Annotated in this window: 13 protein-coding genes; 5 read left to right on the top strand and 8 right to left on the bottom strand. The window is 57.3% G+C overall.

All coding sequences use genetic code 11. The features are described from left to right. Positions 1–25: 25 nt before the first annotated feature. The 6 genes from B2590_RS08780 to B2590_RS08805 all read right to left on the bottom strand — a co-directional run bounded on the left by B2590_RS08780 (position 26) and on the right by B2590_RS08805 (position 6,267). Entirely contained in the window at positions 26–946 is a 921-nt protein-coding gene (locus B2590_RS08780) for a lipase family alpha/beta hydrolase (RefSeq protein ID WP_041332666.1), read from the bottom strand. A 331-nt stretch (positions 947–1,277) separates the two neighbouring features. Beyond that, positions 1,278–2,558: a glutamate-1-semialdehyde 2,1-aminomutase gene (gene hemL / locus B2590_RS08785; protein WP_286811548.1), complete on the bottom strand. Its 1,281-nt coding sequence runs from the start codon at positions 2,556–2,558 to the stop codon at positions 1,278–1,280. Between the two features lie 3 nt (positions 2,559–2,561). Further along, positions 2,562–3,275, bottom strand: a complete 714-nt coding sequence (gene thiE, locus B2590_RS08790; RefSeq protein ID WP_286811549.1) for a thiamine phosphate synthase — start codon at positions 3,273–3,275, stop codon at positions 2,562–2,564. Beyond that, positions 3,263–4,024: a bifunctional hydroxymethylpyrimidine kinase/phosphomethylpyrimidine kinase gene (thiD, locus tag B2590_RS08795; protein ID WP_286811555.1), complete on the bottom strand. Its 762-nt coding sequence runs from the start codon at positions 4,022–4,024 to the stop codon at positions 3,263–3,265. Before thiD ends, thiE begins: the two co-directional genes overlap by 13 nt. A gap of 38 nt (positions 4,025–4,062) precedes the next feature. Then, positions 4,063–4,485 (bottom strand): protoporphyrinogen oxidase HemJ, encoded by a 423-nt coding sequence (gene hemJ / locus B2590_RS08800; protein WP_036203287.1) that lies wholly within the window; start codon positions 4,483–4,485, stop codon positions 4,063–4,065. 3 nt (positions 4,486–4,488) lie between these two features. After that, positions 4,489–6,267 carry a chloride channel protein gene (locus B2590_RS08805; RefSeq protein ID WP_036203290.1) on the bottom strand — a complete coding sequence of 593 codons (1,779 nt, stop codon included), beginning with the start codon at positions 6,265–6,267 and terminating at the stop codon, positions 4,489–4,491. A 133-nt stretch (positions 6,268–6,400) separates the two neighbouring features. Between B2590_RS08805 and argC the strand changes: the two genes are divergently transcribed. From argC to erpA, 4 genes are all read left to right on the top strand, one after another. Further along, on the top strand, positions 6,401–7,438 hold the full coding sequence (gene argC / locus B2590_RS08810; RefSeq protein WP_041332668.1) for an N-acetyl-gamma-glutamyl-phosphate reductase: 1,038 nt from the start codon (positions 6,401–6,403) through the stop codon (positions 7,436–7,438). A gap of 9 nt (positions 7,439–7,447) precedes the next feature. Beyond that, complete coding sequence (locus tag B2590_RS08815) at positions 7,448–8,188, top strand: DUF6776 family protein (protein ID WP_036203295.1); 741 nt, start codon at positions 7,448–7,450, stop codon at positions 8,186–8,188. Position 8,189: 1 nt separating this feature from the next. Beyond that, on the top strand, positions 8,190–8,666 hold the full coding sequence (locus B2590_RS08820) for a bactofilin family protein (RefSeq protein WP_036203298.1): 477 nt from the start codon (positions 8,190–8,192) through the stop codon (positions 8,664–8,666). Between the two features lie 61 nt (positions 8,667–8,727). Beyond that, a complete protein-coding gene (erpA, locus tag B2590_RS08825; protein WP_036203301.1) occupies positions 8,728–9,081 on the top strand; it encodes an iron-sulfur cluster insertion protein ErpA in 354 nt (117 codons plus the stop codon). A gap of 9 nt (positions 9,082–9,090) precedes the next feature. Here erpA and B2590_RS08830 read toward each other — a convergent pair whose 3' ends face one another. Together B2590_RS08830 and B2590_RS08835 are read right to left on the bottom strand one after the other, a co-directional pair. After that, the gene (locus B2590_RS08830; protein WP_036203304.1) at positions 9,091–10,188 is read right to left on the bottom strand and encodes an anhydro-N-acetylmuramic acid kinase; all 1,098 of its coding nucleotides are present in this window, start codon (positions 10,186–10,188) and stop codon (positions 9,091–9,093) included. A gap of 5 nt (positions 10,189–10,193) precedes the next feature. After that, the gene (locus tag B2590_RS08835) at positions 10,194–11,603 is read right to left on the bottom strand and encodes a peptidoglycan DD-metalloendopeptidase family protein (RefSeq protein ID WP_286811553.1); all 1,410 of its coding nucleotides are present in this window, start codon (positions 11,601–11,603) and stop codon (positions 10,194–10,196) included. A 306-nt stretch (positions 11,604–11,909) separates the two neighbouring features. On the opposite strand from B2590_RS08835, the gene tyrS reads away from it, so the two are divergent. Further along, positions 11,910–13,112 carry a tyrosine--tRNA ligase gene (gene tyrS, locus B2590_RS08840; RefSeq protein ID WP_286811554.1) on the top strand — a complete coding sequence of 401 codons (1,203 nt, stop codon included), beginning with the start codon at positions 11,910–11,912 and terminating at the stop codon, positions 13,110–13,112. Positions 13,113–13,303: the final 191 nt, after the last annotated feature.

A 13,303-nucleotide genomic window follows, 5' to 3' on the forward strand; every position in this document is an offset into this window, starting at 1 on the left:
TCCCGGTAAAGTGCGATGAACCTATTTAAAGCCCGGCATTTCTCAGGCGGTTGGCCTGCTGCCGGAAGACGGTTTTTGGATCAGTCTCGAACAGACTATGCAGTCCAAGAGCCTGATTCACCTCATCCAGGTGGTTCATGAAATAGTTATCACGAATCACTTTGCCAAAATGGCTGCTGCAGCGGCCTACCAATCCATCGTTGGGGCTGAACGTAAACGCCAGGCTGGTGGTGCCCAAAAGTACGTCGGATGGGTCCAGCACGTTGGTCAGTACGCCAGTGCCACCCCATGAATAAAAGCGCACGCCGTTGCTGGAATAGGCACCTTCACCACAGGCACTGGCCGGAACGCCGGCGGGGGCGAAGTTGTTGAACTCGGCGCTGCCTTCGGTGGTGAGTGAGTAGAGGCTGGACTGGAGGTCCTGATTGTAGCCGCCACCGGAGAGCAGGTCGATCAGGCTGCCCAGTGCGTTACCCAGTGATGCCGCAAGACTGTCCGCCGGAGATCCGTGGATCAGGTCTGCAACCGGTGAGCCTTTGTGGGGGGAGCCCACGGAGGTTACCGAGGCCACCAGATCCGGCCTTACCCGTGCGACGTATCGAGCGGTGGGCCCGCCATGGCTGTGGCCAATCAGGTTTACCTTGCCATGAACCGCTGCGATTGAGGCGATCTGTGGTAGCAGTGCCTCACCCCTGGCGATGGTGCTGTCCAGAGCGGGTACCTGGGTGGTGTAGACATCGGCACCGTACTTGCGCAGGTCTTCGGCAATGCCATACCAGTAGTCTACTCCCGCAATTGAATCGAATCCGAACATACCGTGAACCAACACCACCGGATAGCGGGTGTCGGTGTAGTTGGATGGCGTGGAATTCCACCACCAGGCCATTGATGGCGCCGACCATGCCAGTGCCACCAGCATGGCGAATACCTTGATCCATTGTTTCATTGTTGCACCTACAGTTTGCTGTTGTATTTATTGTCAAACTGCGGCTCGACCTAACAGGTTGTGCCGACTACTGCATTTTGGGGCAGTTCAAGGCAGTACTGCGTGGCGTCCATGCGCTGACTTCTGTCTTGTGATTGTTAGATGGTCGCAGTCAGTGCATCTCTTGTCCGAGATCTGACCATAATTTGATCATAGGGTGAGTGAAGTCAACGGCAGGAGGGGCCGGGGCGGTTTGGGCGGTCAGAAGTGTGATGCGGGTCACCCCTGGGGCCCCGAAAGACATGTCCCTGTTGCTGACAGGCTTTCGGGGTCAGGGATCAATCGGTCGCGTTCAGAGCGTTTTCATGACACGGCTTGCCGCTTCCGTTGTCTGTCGGATGTCGTCATCGGTCAGGGCTGCGCTGGTAAAGCCGGCCTCAAAGGCTGAAGGCGCCAGGTAAACACCTTCCTTGAGCATCCCCTGGAAGAATTTTTTGAACCGCTCTACGTCGCAGGCCATGACCTGGTCGAAGCGTGTGATCCTGGGGGCGTCGGTAAAGAAGAAGCCGAACATGGCGCCAGCACTTTGCACTGCCAATGGGACTCCGGTGCTGTCCGCAGCCTCCTTTAACCCATCGCGCACGGCATTGGTCTTTTCCGTCAACCGGTCATGGAAGCCCGGCTCTGAAATGGCGTTCAATGTAGCCAGCCCGGCACACATGGCCAGCGGGTTGCCACTCAGAGTTCCGGCCTGGTAGACCGGCCCCAGTGGCGAGATGTGTTCCATGATTTCCCGTTTGCCGCCAAACGCGCCAACGGGCAGTCCACCGCCAATCACTTTGCCCAGGGCAGTCAGGTCCGGTGTGACACCGTAAAATTCCTGAGCACCACCGAGGGCGACCCGAAAGCCGGTCATGACCTCATCGAAAATCAATACCGTGCCGTGCTCGTCGCACACCTCCCGCAAAGCTTCAAGGAAACCGGGTACAGGTGGTATGCAGTTCATATTGCCTGCCACCGGCTCAACAATGATGGCCGCGATCTCATCGCCCATTTTTGCGAAGGTTTCCCGAACACTTTCAATATCGTTGAACGCCAGGGTCAATGTATGTTCCGCGAGGCTGGCGGGAATGCCCGGGGAGTTGGGGACGCCGAGGGTCAGCGCGCCGGAGCCGGCTTTCACCAGCAGAGAATCCACGTGGCCGTGGTAGCAGCCTTCGAACTTCACGATCTTGTCTCGGCCGGTATAGCCGCGGGCGAGTCGAACCGTGCTCATGGTGGCTTCGGTGCCGGAATTGACCATGCGCACCAGGTCAATGGAAGGGACCAGTTCGCAGACCTTTTTGGCCATTTCGGTTTCGATCGCCGTCGGTGCTCCGTAACCGATGCCCTGATCGACCTGGGCATGGAGCGCATCCTTGATGATCTGGTTGCCGTGGCCAAGGATCATGGGCCCCCAGGAACCGATGTAGTCGATGTAGCGGCGATCGTCTTCGTCGTACAGATAGGCGCCGTCGGCATGCTTGAAAAACAGCGGGGTACCGCCGACTCCCCGAAAGGCCCGGACCGGAGAGTTGACGCCTCCCGGGATGTATTTTTGAGCCTGTTCGAATAGGGTTTCGGACTGGGTCATGGTTCAGGACTCCTGAGATGCGGACGATGAAAAAAGTGGGTGATGTTGCGCAAACAGCCGGCTAAATTGGCGTGCGCGCTCTTCAATGGTGGCAACGTCACCATCGAACAGGCCGCCGACCACGGCCAGCAAGTCGGCGCCGGCGCGGATCAGGCCTTCGCCGTTATCTATAGTAATGCCCCCAATGGCGGTTACGGGTTTGCCAAACTGCCGTGACTTGGTCAGAACTGAAGGCTCAGCGACGGGCGCGTCAGGCTTCGTGGTTGAGTTAAAGAAGCGCCCAAAGGCCAGATAATCGGCGCCGTCCGCGTCCGCACTGGACGCCAGTGCCAGGTCGGCATGGCAGGTTGCGCCAATAATGGCATGGTCACCAAGTAGCCGTCTGGCCATTGCCAGGGAACCATCGGACTGGCCCAGATGCACGCCGGCGGCCCCGCAGCGCCGGGCCAGCTCGGGATCATCGTTGATGATCAGTGGCACGCGGGCGTTGTGACAAAGGGCCGCCAGGTCCTGCGCCTGTTTCAGCCGTTCCGGCTCTGGCGCCTTCTTTTCACGGTATTGCACCAACACGGCCCCGCCTCGAAGGGCCGCCTCAACCGCGACCAGCAGTCGGTCTTCCGCTAGTAGTTCGCTGTCGGTAATGGCGTAGAGGCCTGGTTTCAGGCCCTTGGCGGTGGTCTGGGCACTGAAGGTACCGGAAGGCGTTAGCTCTGCCACGGAATGCCCCGGTCGGGTACTGGTTGCCCTTTGCCGACTCGCAGAGCGTGCCGGATAGCACGGAGGACGTAGTCCTGCGCCTGGTCAATCGCTGCCGCGGCTGAGAGGCCTGATGCCCTGCCAGCGGCGATCGAAGCCGCCAGGGTGCACCCGGTGCCGTGATACTCACCACCAACCCGCTCAATGTAAAAATGGGAAGGTTCTTCAGTCTGGTGGTAGAGGGTGTTGATGATGTCCTCGCCTTCGCCGTGCCCCCCGGTGGCCAGTACCGACTGGCAACCAGCGATTAGCAGCTTGCGGGCCGCTTGCGCCGGATCTTCGTCCTCGCCCAGCAGGGCCAATTCAATGCTGTTGGGCGTAATCATCTCGGCGTGTCGGAACAGGCGTTCCTTCATGCGTGCAATCAGCGCTTCGTCGGCGAGGTCGCCGCCACCGGCGGCCTTGATCACCGGATCGGTAATCAGCGGGATGTCCGGGTGGTCGGCGAGAAAGTCCACCAGTACATCCACCACATCGGCGTTGCCGAGGGCACCGGTTTTGATGGCGTGAATGGGGGTGTCCTCGGCCAGGCATTCCAGTTGTTGGCGGACGATGTCTGGATCCGTTGCGGTGGCGTTGTATACGTTACGGGTGTCTTGCACGGTCAGGCAGGACAACACAGGCAGCGGGTGACAGCCCAGGGCGGTCACTGCCTGAATATCAGCCTGGATGCCGGCGCCGCCGGAGGGATCCAGGCCAGAAATAATCAGAACGTGAGGACGGCTGTTAAGGTTGATAGTCGGGCTCCTCAGAAGGGTTTGACGACAGCGAGAATGACGATGGCGACCAGTGCCAGAACGGGCATCTCGTTAAACCAGCGGTAGAACACGTGGCTACGGGTGTTCTGGTCATCGCGGAACACCTTCACCAGATGTCCGCAGTAGAAGTGGTAGCCGATCAGCAGGACCACCAACAACAGTTTGGCGTGAATCCAGCCCTGGCTCATATAACCTTCGACATTGTAACCGATGAGCCAGAGACCAAAAACAACCGTTGCTACCATAGACGGTGTGGTGATTCCCCGATAGAGCTTGCGCTCCATGATCTTGAAGCGCTGGCGGCCAGGTTCGTCCTCACAGGCGGCGTGATAGACGAACAGTCTTGGCAGGTAGAAAAGGCCGGCGAACCAGCACACCATGGACACAATATGCAGGGCTTTGACCCACAACATTCATCAACTCCGTCGGTATTGGTAGTAGCTCTCGATATCCGATTTCAGCACAACGCCATAGACGCGCTGGATCATCGGGGCAACATGACGCTGCACGTAGAGGGCTTCTACGCTGGTCTGGTCAAATTCGTTCAGTGCTTCTTCCAGGGTCGCCTGGTACTGCACGGGTGCGATGTCCCGGCGATTGGCGGGAATGTCCATCAGGTCAATCTGCTCTGGTGTTGTGTCTTCTTCGCTGTCCGTTGCCGGCGCTTTGGTGTCTTCCATGTAGCGAGCAAGATCCACCGCCGGCAGCAGGCCAGTGGGGCCGCTACTGCCTTCCACCACCAGCCATTTTGGTTCGGATTTGAGGATTTTTCTGGCTTCTTCACGCGACAGGAAGCGTTCGGTGCGCAGGATGTTCCTGTCCATGATGGCGCCGACGGACACGCGCCGTAAAGCCTGGATAACCGGTGAGTTCTGGTAACTCAGGCCCTGGCTCTTGAGTATGGTCAGGAACAAAGATTTCTTGCCAAAGGCTTCGCTGGTTACCAGGCTCGAGGTGGTAATGATCAGCATGCCTGGCAGAATAATGTGGGGATTCCTGGTAAGTTCCATCAGCGCCATGAGCGCTGCCAGTGGCGCCTGCAGCACGGCCCCCATCATGGCGCCCATGCCCAGCATGGCGTAAAAGCCCACGGACGATGCCATATCCGGCAGTATCTGGGCGCCAATCAATCCCATGGCTCCTCCCAGTGTGGCTCCCATGAACAGGGTGGGGCCAATCACGCCGCTGGGCATGCCAAGGCCGAGGGTGACCGAAGTGATCAACAACTTGGCGATGCCGGCGCCCAGCAATAGCCAGAAGGGCAGTTGGTTGTCGATCGTGAACTGCACCGTGTCGTACCCGATCCCCATCACTTCCGGTACAACGATGGCAAAGGGCACCATGAGAAGTCCGGCGATGGTGAGTCGCAGTAATACCGGGCGATGGTGGTGGCGGCCGGTGGTGTCGATCAGTTGTATAAAGGCCGCCGCCGCGACCCCGATAATGATTGCAATGGCGATGATCCAAGGGATTTCCAGCAGGGAGTTCATGGTCAGCGGCGGCACACTGAACGCTGGCTCCGAGCCGTACGCGGCCTGGGTAACCACCGCCGCGGTCACGGATGCCAGGATGATGGGGGTGAAACCGGCGATGGTGTATTCCATCATCACCACTTCCATGGCAAAAATAACGCCGGAAATCGGGGTGTTGAACGACGCGGAAATAGCGGCCGCGCAGCCGCAGGCAACCAATGTCCGGATGCTGTTGTTGGGTAGCCGCATCCATTGCCCCATCAAGCTGGAGATGGCTGCCCCAAGATGTACGGCGGGGCCTTCCCGGCCGGCGGATTGGCCGGTAACAACGGTGCTGACACCGGTGGCGAACTGGACGAGGGCGCTGCGAACGGAAATATAGCCCTGATGGTAGTTCAGGCGTTCCATGACGTGCACGATGCCAACCTTGCGGTCGTGGGTTGCCAGGTTGTGCATCAGCAGGCCTAGCGCAACGGCACCCGCCAATGGCAGGATGGCGCGGGTAAGAATGTCCAACTCTTCAAACGACTCAGAACCGTCGCCAGGCAGGAAGTACTCAAGCGGCCATTCAATGGCCAGGCGAAACACCAGAATCACACCACCGGTAAACAGGCCGGATAGCAATCCGAGAACCGCCAGTTGCGGCAAGGCGTCGACACCGGACAGCCGGCGTCGGAAAACCGGGATCAGATTTTCAGTGATCTTGTTTCTCAGTTTACGCATGATCGCCGGTTTTCCAGGGACGAGTGGTTTCTTGACGATATTGTAACCAGCGCCGGTCGGGCTGCAATAAGTCATTGGTTTATCATGTTAGACTATGTGTGTTTTATGAACTCGATTTCAGCTGGAGAAACAGGTGATAAAAGTAGGCATTGTAGGTGGTACCGGTTATACCGGTGTTGAGCTTCTGAGGATTCTTGCGGTTCATCCGGACGTGACGGTGAGTTGCATCACCTCGCGTTCCGAGGCCGGCATGCCGGTCGCAGATATGTATCCGAACCTTCGCGGCCACTACGACCTTGCCTTTTCCGAGCCGGACGTAAAAACGCTGGCAGCCTGTGATCTGGTCTTTTTCGCCACGCCCCACGGTGTGGCCATGCGGATGATGCCGGAACTGATGGCTGCCGGAACCCGTGTTGTGGATCTATCAGCGGACTTCCGCCTCCGGGATCTGGATGTCTGGGCCGAGTGGTACGGCATGCCTCATGAAAGTCCCGAATGGGCGGAGAAAGCGGTTTATGGCCTGCCGGAAGTGGTGCGGAACAAGATCCGTACAGCACAACTGGTGGCTAACCCGGGCTGTTATCCCACAGCTGTCCAGTTGGGCTTTCTGCCATTGCTGGAGAGCGGGCTGGTCGATCCGTCACGACTGATCGCGGACGCCAAGTCGGGCGCCAGCGGTGCCGGACGTCAGGGCAAGATCGGTATGCTGCACGGTGAGGTGGGCGAGAGCTTCAAGGCCTATGGCGCATCCGGTCATCGCCATCTCCCGGAAATTCGTCAGGGCCTGTCCCAGGCGGCGGGTGGTGATGTCGGTGTTACCTTCGTGCCACACCTGATTCCGATGGTCCGGGGGATCGAGGCAACGCTATACGCAGAGCTTCGGAACCCTGCTGATTTTGACCGTCTCCAGTCGCTGTTCGAAGACCGCTTCCGGGATGAGCCTTTTGTGGACGTGATGCCATTTGGCAGTCATCCGGAAACCCGCAGTGTCCGTGGTGCCAACAACTGCCGTATGGCTCTTCACCGGCAGGAGCAGAGCAATATTGTGATCGTTTCATCGGTCATTGATAACCTGGTAAAAGGTGCGGCAGGGCAGGCGGTCCAGAACATGAACATCATGTTTGACCTCAAGGAAACCCTCGGGCTGGAAGCGCCCGCGCTGCTACCATAGGTCTGACCGGTGAGCGAACACAGAAAACCCGCTGAAGAATACGTTGTCATCCGGCATCGCCCGGGGTACCGGCTGCGCCGAAGCTTGATATTGCTGACGTTTTCCATCCTCGCTGCGGTGCTGGGGTATGTGACCGGTATGGCGCAGGGTGGATTCCGTTTTTCAACTGCCGAAGAGTCCCGCGACCTGCTGGAAGAGCAGGTTGAAGACCTTCGAGAGCAAAACCGCGAGGCCAGCCAGCAACTGGTCAACCTGGAGCGGGGGCGAACCATAGATGCACAAGCCCTGAATCAGGCGAGAAGGAGCATTGTTGATCTGGAAACCCGGATCGCGTCACTGAAAGCGGATCTGACTTTCTATAAAAACATCATGGCACCTTCGGAAACCAGCAAAGGGCTGCAGGTGGATCGGTTCACGATGCAGCAGGGGCGCCAGGACGACACCTATGGTTTTAAGCTGGTGCTCACCCAGATCGGTGACAACAAGAGTTATATATCGGGCGTGGTCGCGGTGAACGTCATTGGTATGCGAAATGAAGAGAAAGAAGTGATCGCGCTGAGGGACCTGTCGGACGATATCGACGATCTGGGCGTCAAGTTCCGCTTCCGGTATTTTCAGGATATAGAGGGGCTTTTACGAGTGCCGGACGGTTTCGAGCCGGTTGAGCTGCAGGTGGTCGCCCGTGCAGAAGGCAGTAAATCGTCCCAGGCCGAACGAACTTTTGATTGGGATGAATTGACGGAGAACTAAAATGCTTGGCAAAAAGAAACAGAAACCTAGGCGCCCCGCTGGGCACTTCGATACCCTGGTTTCGTCCCGCACGACGGTTAAGGGGGATGTGCATTTCTCCGGCGGACTGCATGTGGATGGCACTATCCGCGGCCGGGTCGTTGCCGAAGAAGGCGGCGACGCGGTGTTAAGGGTGTCTGAGGTGGGTTCCGTGGAGGGTGACATTGTCGCCCCTCATGTGATCGTAAACGGCACGGTTCACGGCGATGTGTACGCGTCAACGCACCTTGAACTGGCCGAAAAAGCCTCCATCCATGGCAATGTCTATTACAATCTGATCGAGATGGCTATGGGCGCGTCCGTTAACGGGAGCCTGGTTCACCAGAACGAGCCCGCGGGTTTGTTGAGCAGGGACAAGCAATCTGATGCTGCCGGCAGAGTCATTCCTGAAGAGAAGCAGGCGGAGGAAGAGTCGGTAGAGGTACCTGGCAAGGAATAGTTGATTGTTTTAGTCAGGAATATGATAATCAGGTCAGATTTTTCTGTAACCGGAGGCGGACTTGAGTGTAGTTCAGCAACAGGCAATCACACCGCTGTTTTTCAGTGACAGCGCGGTATCCAAAGTACGGGAGCTGGTGGATGAGGAGGGCAACTCCGACCTCAAGCTTCGCGTGTTTGTGACCGGTGGCGGCTGTTCCGGTTTCCAGTATGGTTTCTCATTCGATGAAGCGCAGGATGAGGAAGACACGGTCATCGAAAGGGATGGCGTGATGTTGCTTGTGGATCCTATGAGTTACCAGTATCTGGTCGGGGCAACCGTGGATTATCAGGAAGGGTTGCAGGGGTCGCAATTTGTCGTTCAGAACCCCAATGCCAGCTCCACCTGTGGCTGTGGTAGCTCCTTCTCGATCTGACGTGCGTGTTCAGGCGTAGTACACCGCCCCAAGTATTCTTTTCCCCTCTGCGCCTGTAACTTCCGGAACATTGCCGGGCTTGCCGGCGAGTGTCTGGCTTGCGAGCCAGGCAAAGGCCGCCGGTTCTACCCATTGCGGGTCCAGGCCCAGGTCATCTGTTGACGCGAGGCGGGCCGGGCTACAGGTTCGCTGCAGAGCCCGCATCAGAATCCTGTTTTTAGCACCGCCCCCACACGCAAATATTGTCATTCCCGGCGATTGCGGCAACTGCTGCGCGACGGATACTGCAGTTAATTCGAGCAGGGTGCGTTGTACGTCGGCGCCGGAAAGGTCCGGGTGACGACGTAATTGAGTCCTGATCCACTCAATATTGAACTTTTCGGTACCCGTGCTCTTGGGTGGCTGTCGCGAAAAGTAGGCATCCGAAAGCAGGTCGCTTAGCAGTGCCTGATTGATCTCCCCTTCCTCGGCCCATGCGCCATCCTCGTCAAACGCCCGGCCAGTCTGATCCATGCACCAGGCATCCATCAGCGCGTTCGCAGGGCCTGTATCAAAACCGGTGATCGGCTCATTGGCGCCCGCTGGAAGGTGGGTGATATTGGCGATGCCGCCAAGATTAAGGATGCACCGGCTCTCGCCTTCAGCGCTAAAGAAGGCTTTGTGGAATGCCGGCACCAGTGGCGCTCCTTGACCGCCTGCTGCCAGGTCGCGCCGCCTGAAGTCTGCCACGGTCGTGATGCCGGTTCGTTCAGTGATAACAGTGGGATCGCCAATCTGCAGGGAAAAAGGTGCTGAACTATCAGGGTGGTGACGTAGGGTCTGGCCGTGACTGCCGATGGCGTTGATGGATGAGGCCGGGAAACCGGACTTCCCGATCACAGTTTCCGCCGCGAGGGCGAACAGTGAGCCGACGGCGTGATCAAGCTCGCCGACATCATCCGGCGTTCCCCGGTTCTGGCCGAGATTGACCAGCCGTCTGCGTATGTCGTCCGGGTAGGCGGTGGTGTGGGTGGCATGCACCTGGATTGTTTGACCGTTGAACGACACCAGTATGGCGTCAATGCCGTCCATGCTGGTGCCTGACATCAATCCAATCCAGGCTTTCATTCAGTTCACTCGTCAGCGGCCAGGGCTAGATGCTGGTAGTTTTGGCGGAACAGTTCGAACTTGGCAACTTGCTGTTCCGCAAATCCCTTGAAGCGAGCCATTTCTGACTTGGGTACCGGTTTCGCATCAGGGAGCTTGACCGTTCGCGAGTTTCTCGGAGAGCCGTTGACCCGGAATTCATAATGCAGGTGGGGCCCGGTCACCATGCCGGAAGAGCCAACATGGCCAACGGTGTCGCCCTGCTTGACCTTGGTGCCGGTCTTGATGCCTTTGCCGAGACGGCTCATGTGGGCATAGAGAGTGGTAATGTTGTCGCCGTGCTTGAGAATGACCGTGCGGCCATAGCCGCCTTTCCATCCGGCAAACTGTACCCTGCCATGTCCAGCCGCCTTAATGGGAGTGCCTGGAGGCGCGGCGTAGTCAGTGCCCTCATGCGGGCGAACGACGTCCAGTACCGGGTGACGACGCTGAAGGTTGAAGGAAGAAGAGACGCGGGCGTTGATGGGTGTGCGCAGGAACGCCTTGCGCATGCTGCTGCCGTCCGGGCTGTAATAGTCAGTATCACCGTTGCTGTCAGTGTACTGCAGGGCAATAACCTCTTTGCCCCGATTGATAAAGCGAGCAGACAGAATGTTGCCAGTGTCGAATTTCTCGCCGTCCAGATACAGTTCCTCATACACCACTTCGAACCGGTCACCCTTGCGAACGTCGTATACGAAGTCGATGTTCCACCCGAAGATGCCCGCCATTTCCATGGCCAGTCTGTCGCTCATGCCGGCTTCGCGCGCCGCCACATAGAGGGAGCCGTCAATAACGCCTGACGCAAATGCCGGTTTAACGTCAGGCTCGCGGACCACGGTTTCGCCGGTAAAACCTTCTTCGGTTTTTTCAACGTGAAGGGTTTCCAGCAGGTTGCGCTGGAGGTCTATGGCAGCGAGTTCGCCGGCGTCATTGGTTGCAAACGCGATGGTTTCGCCAGCATAGAGCCGCTGAAGCTTATCGGCTTCGCCAGAGCCGTGGATCACAGACAGCATGATGCCGTCGTTGAAGCCGGCCTTGCCGAACAGGGATGAAAGTGTGTCGCCGGACTTGATCTTGTATTCCTGCCATTGCAGCTCTGGCTCGCTGACCTCAGCGGTGTCCAGTGCTTCGGGTAGCTGAGGCTCGTCGCTGATGGATGCCAGTTCAGGTGCTACTGTTGCGTCTTCTTCTGGCATCTTGTCGGCAGCGGGCTGTTCGTTCATGCGGGGAGTCGGCTTGCCTGACTCCTTGACGGTGCCTTCGTCGAGATCCAGCGAATAAGCCATTCTGTTGGCTTCTACATCGGCGCTGGGGCTCATCAGAATAGCGGCTGCAACGACAACACTGGTCGCAGCGGCAATGGTGATATGGGTTTTCGGAAACATTTTCAGCACGTGTCGCATCCGTTTTAATCGGTATTCCGGTAGGTTGTACTACCTAATTAAAGCTGTTGTTCAAGTATAGTCCAACAGATTACCGTATAAAATGCGCTCAGGACAGCATCAAACATTACCGTTACTGGCATACTGGCCGGATTTCTGGGGCCGGGATTGTTATAATGCCCGGCCTTAAATACGCGGCTTTGTTCAAAAACTGAGCAGGTACACTTTAACAGGGGTGCAGGTAACGCACAGATTTCTTTTGTAGATCTCTGTAACGGCTTTCCGGCCCAAATGATCAGAATTAAGGGTGTGTGGTACATGGCATCTATTGATGAGGCAATGGCCGTAATCAAGCGCGGCATGGATGAGTTGATCCCCGAAGAAGGGTTGATTGAGAAGCTCCGGGAGGGGCGCCCTCTCAGGATAAAAGCCGGGTTCGATCCCACGGCCCCTGATCTCCACCTGGGCCATACGGTTCTGATCAATAAGCTGCGGCAGTTCCAGGATCTGGGGCATGAAGTGATGTTTCTTATCGGGGATTTCACGGGCATGATCGGTGATCCCACTGGCAAGAGCGCGACGCGTCCGCCTCTGACAGAAGCTCAGGTTGCCGCCAACGCGATTACCTATAAAGAGCAGGTGTTCAAGATTCTGGATCGGGAAAAGACGCGGGTGGTGTTCAATTCCGACTGGATGAGCAAGCTTTCGGCGGCTGACATGATTCGTCTGGCCGGGCAGTATACGGTTGCCCGTATGCTTGAGCGCGATGATTTCACCAAGCGCTATCGTGCCGAGCAGCCCATCGCCATCCACGAGTTTCTTTACCCGTTGGTTCAGGGGTACGATTCAGTCGCCCTGGAAGCGGATGTCGAGTTGGGTGGAACCGACCAGAAGTTCAATCTGTTGATGGGGCGGATTCTCCAAAAGCACTATGGCCAGAAGCCGCAGGCTGTATTGACCATGCCGTTGCTGGAAGGGCTGGATGGTGTCCAGAAGATGTCTAAGTCACTGGGCAACTATGTGGGTGTTAATGATTCGCCCGGTGAAATGTACACCAAGCTGTTGTCCATGCCGGATGATCTGCTGTGGCGTTATTTTGAGTTGCTGAGTTTCAGGCCGTTGGCGGAAGTGGATGAGTTCCGTGCGGCTGTGGCCGGAGGCGCAAACCCACAGGACTATAAAAAACTGCTGGCGGAAGAAATTATCACGCGTTTCCATGACGCCGAGGCGGCCGCAACTGCTCACAAGTCTGCGGGCAACCGCGTGGGCCTGGGTGAAATTCCAGAAAATGTGCCGACGGTTGAGGTTTCCCTGGCGGGGCAGGAGCATCTGCCAGTAGCCACGGTGCTTCGCCTAGCCGGGCTGGTTAAGAATGGAGCGGCTGCCAGGGATGTGTTAGGGCGCGGAGCTGTCTTCATTGACGGGGAAAAGCACGAAGGTGATCGCTTCTTTAGCTTGGGGGATGACTGTGTTGTACAGGCGGGTAAAAAGAAGATTGCCCGCGTCGTGATCACGGATTGAACAGAAAGCGAGGTTTTTGAGAAAATATCAAAAACCGCGTTGACAGTCCGAGTGAGCTCTGTAGAATACGCATCTCTTTCGAGGGGCACGCCGCTGAGGCGGGTCAGAAATTGAAAGACAACCGTTTGAATTAATTGAAGATTTCGAGTTTTTAAATTCTTCAGAAAGCGGTTGACAAGGCAGCGATTCGA

It is taken from the genome of Marinobacter sp. UBA3604, assembly GCF_002375325.1.
Taxonomy (GTDB): Bacteria; Pseudomonadota; Gammaproteobacteria; order Pseudomonadales; family Oleiphilaceae; genus Marinobacter; species Marinobacter salarius.

Excerpts from the sequence above, each read along its gene's own strand:
- tyrS (WP_286811554.1), top strand. The coding sequence starts at position 11,910 with ATGGCATCTATTGATGAGGCAATGGCCGTAATCAAGCGCGGCATGGAT.
- hemL (WP_286811548.1), bottom strand. The coding sequence starts at position 2,558 with ATGACCCAGTCCGAAACCCTATTCGAACAGGCTCAAAAATACATCCCG.
- B2590_RS08805 (WP_036203290.1), bottom strand. The coding sequence starts at position 6,267 with ATGCGTAAACTGAGAAACAAGATCACTGAAAATCTGATCCCGGTTTTC.
- B2590_RS08820 (WP_036203298.1), top strand. The coding sequence starts at position 8,190 with ATGCTTGGCAAAAAGAAACAGAAACCTAGGCGCCCCGCTGGGCACTTC.
- B2590_RS08780 (WP_041332666.1), bottom strand. The coding sequence starts at position 946 with ATGAAACAATGGATCAAGGTATTCGCCATGCTGGTGGCACTGGCATGG.
- B2590_RS08830 (WP_036203304.1), bottom strand. The coding sequence starts at position 10,188 with ATGAAAGCCTGGATTGGATTGATGTCAGGCACCAGCATGGACGGCATT.
- hemJ (WP_036203287.1), bottom strand. The coding sequence starts at position 4,485 with ATGTTGTGGGTCAAAGCCCTGCATATTGTGTCCATGGTGTGCTGGTTC.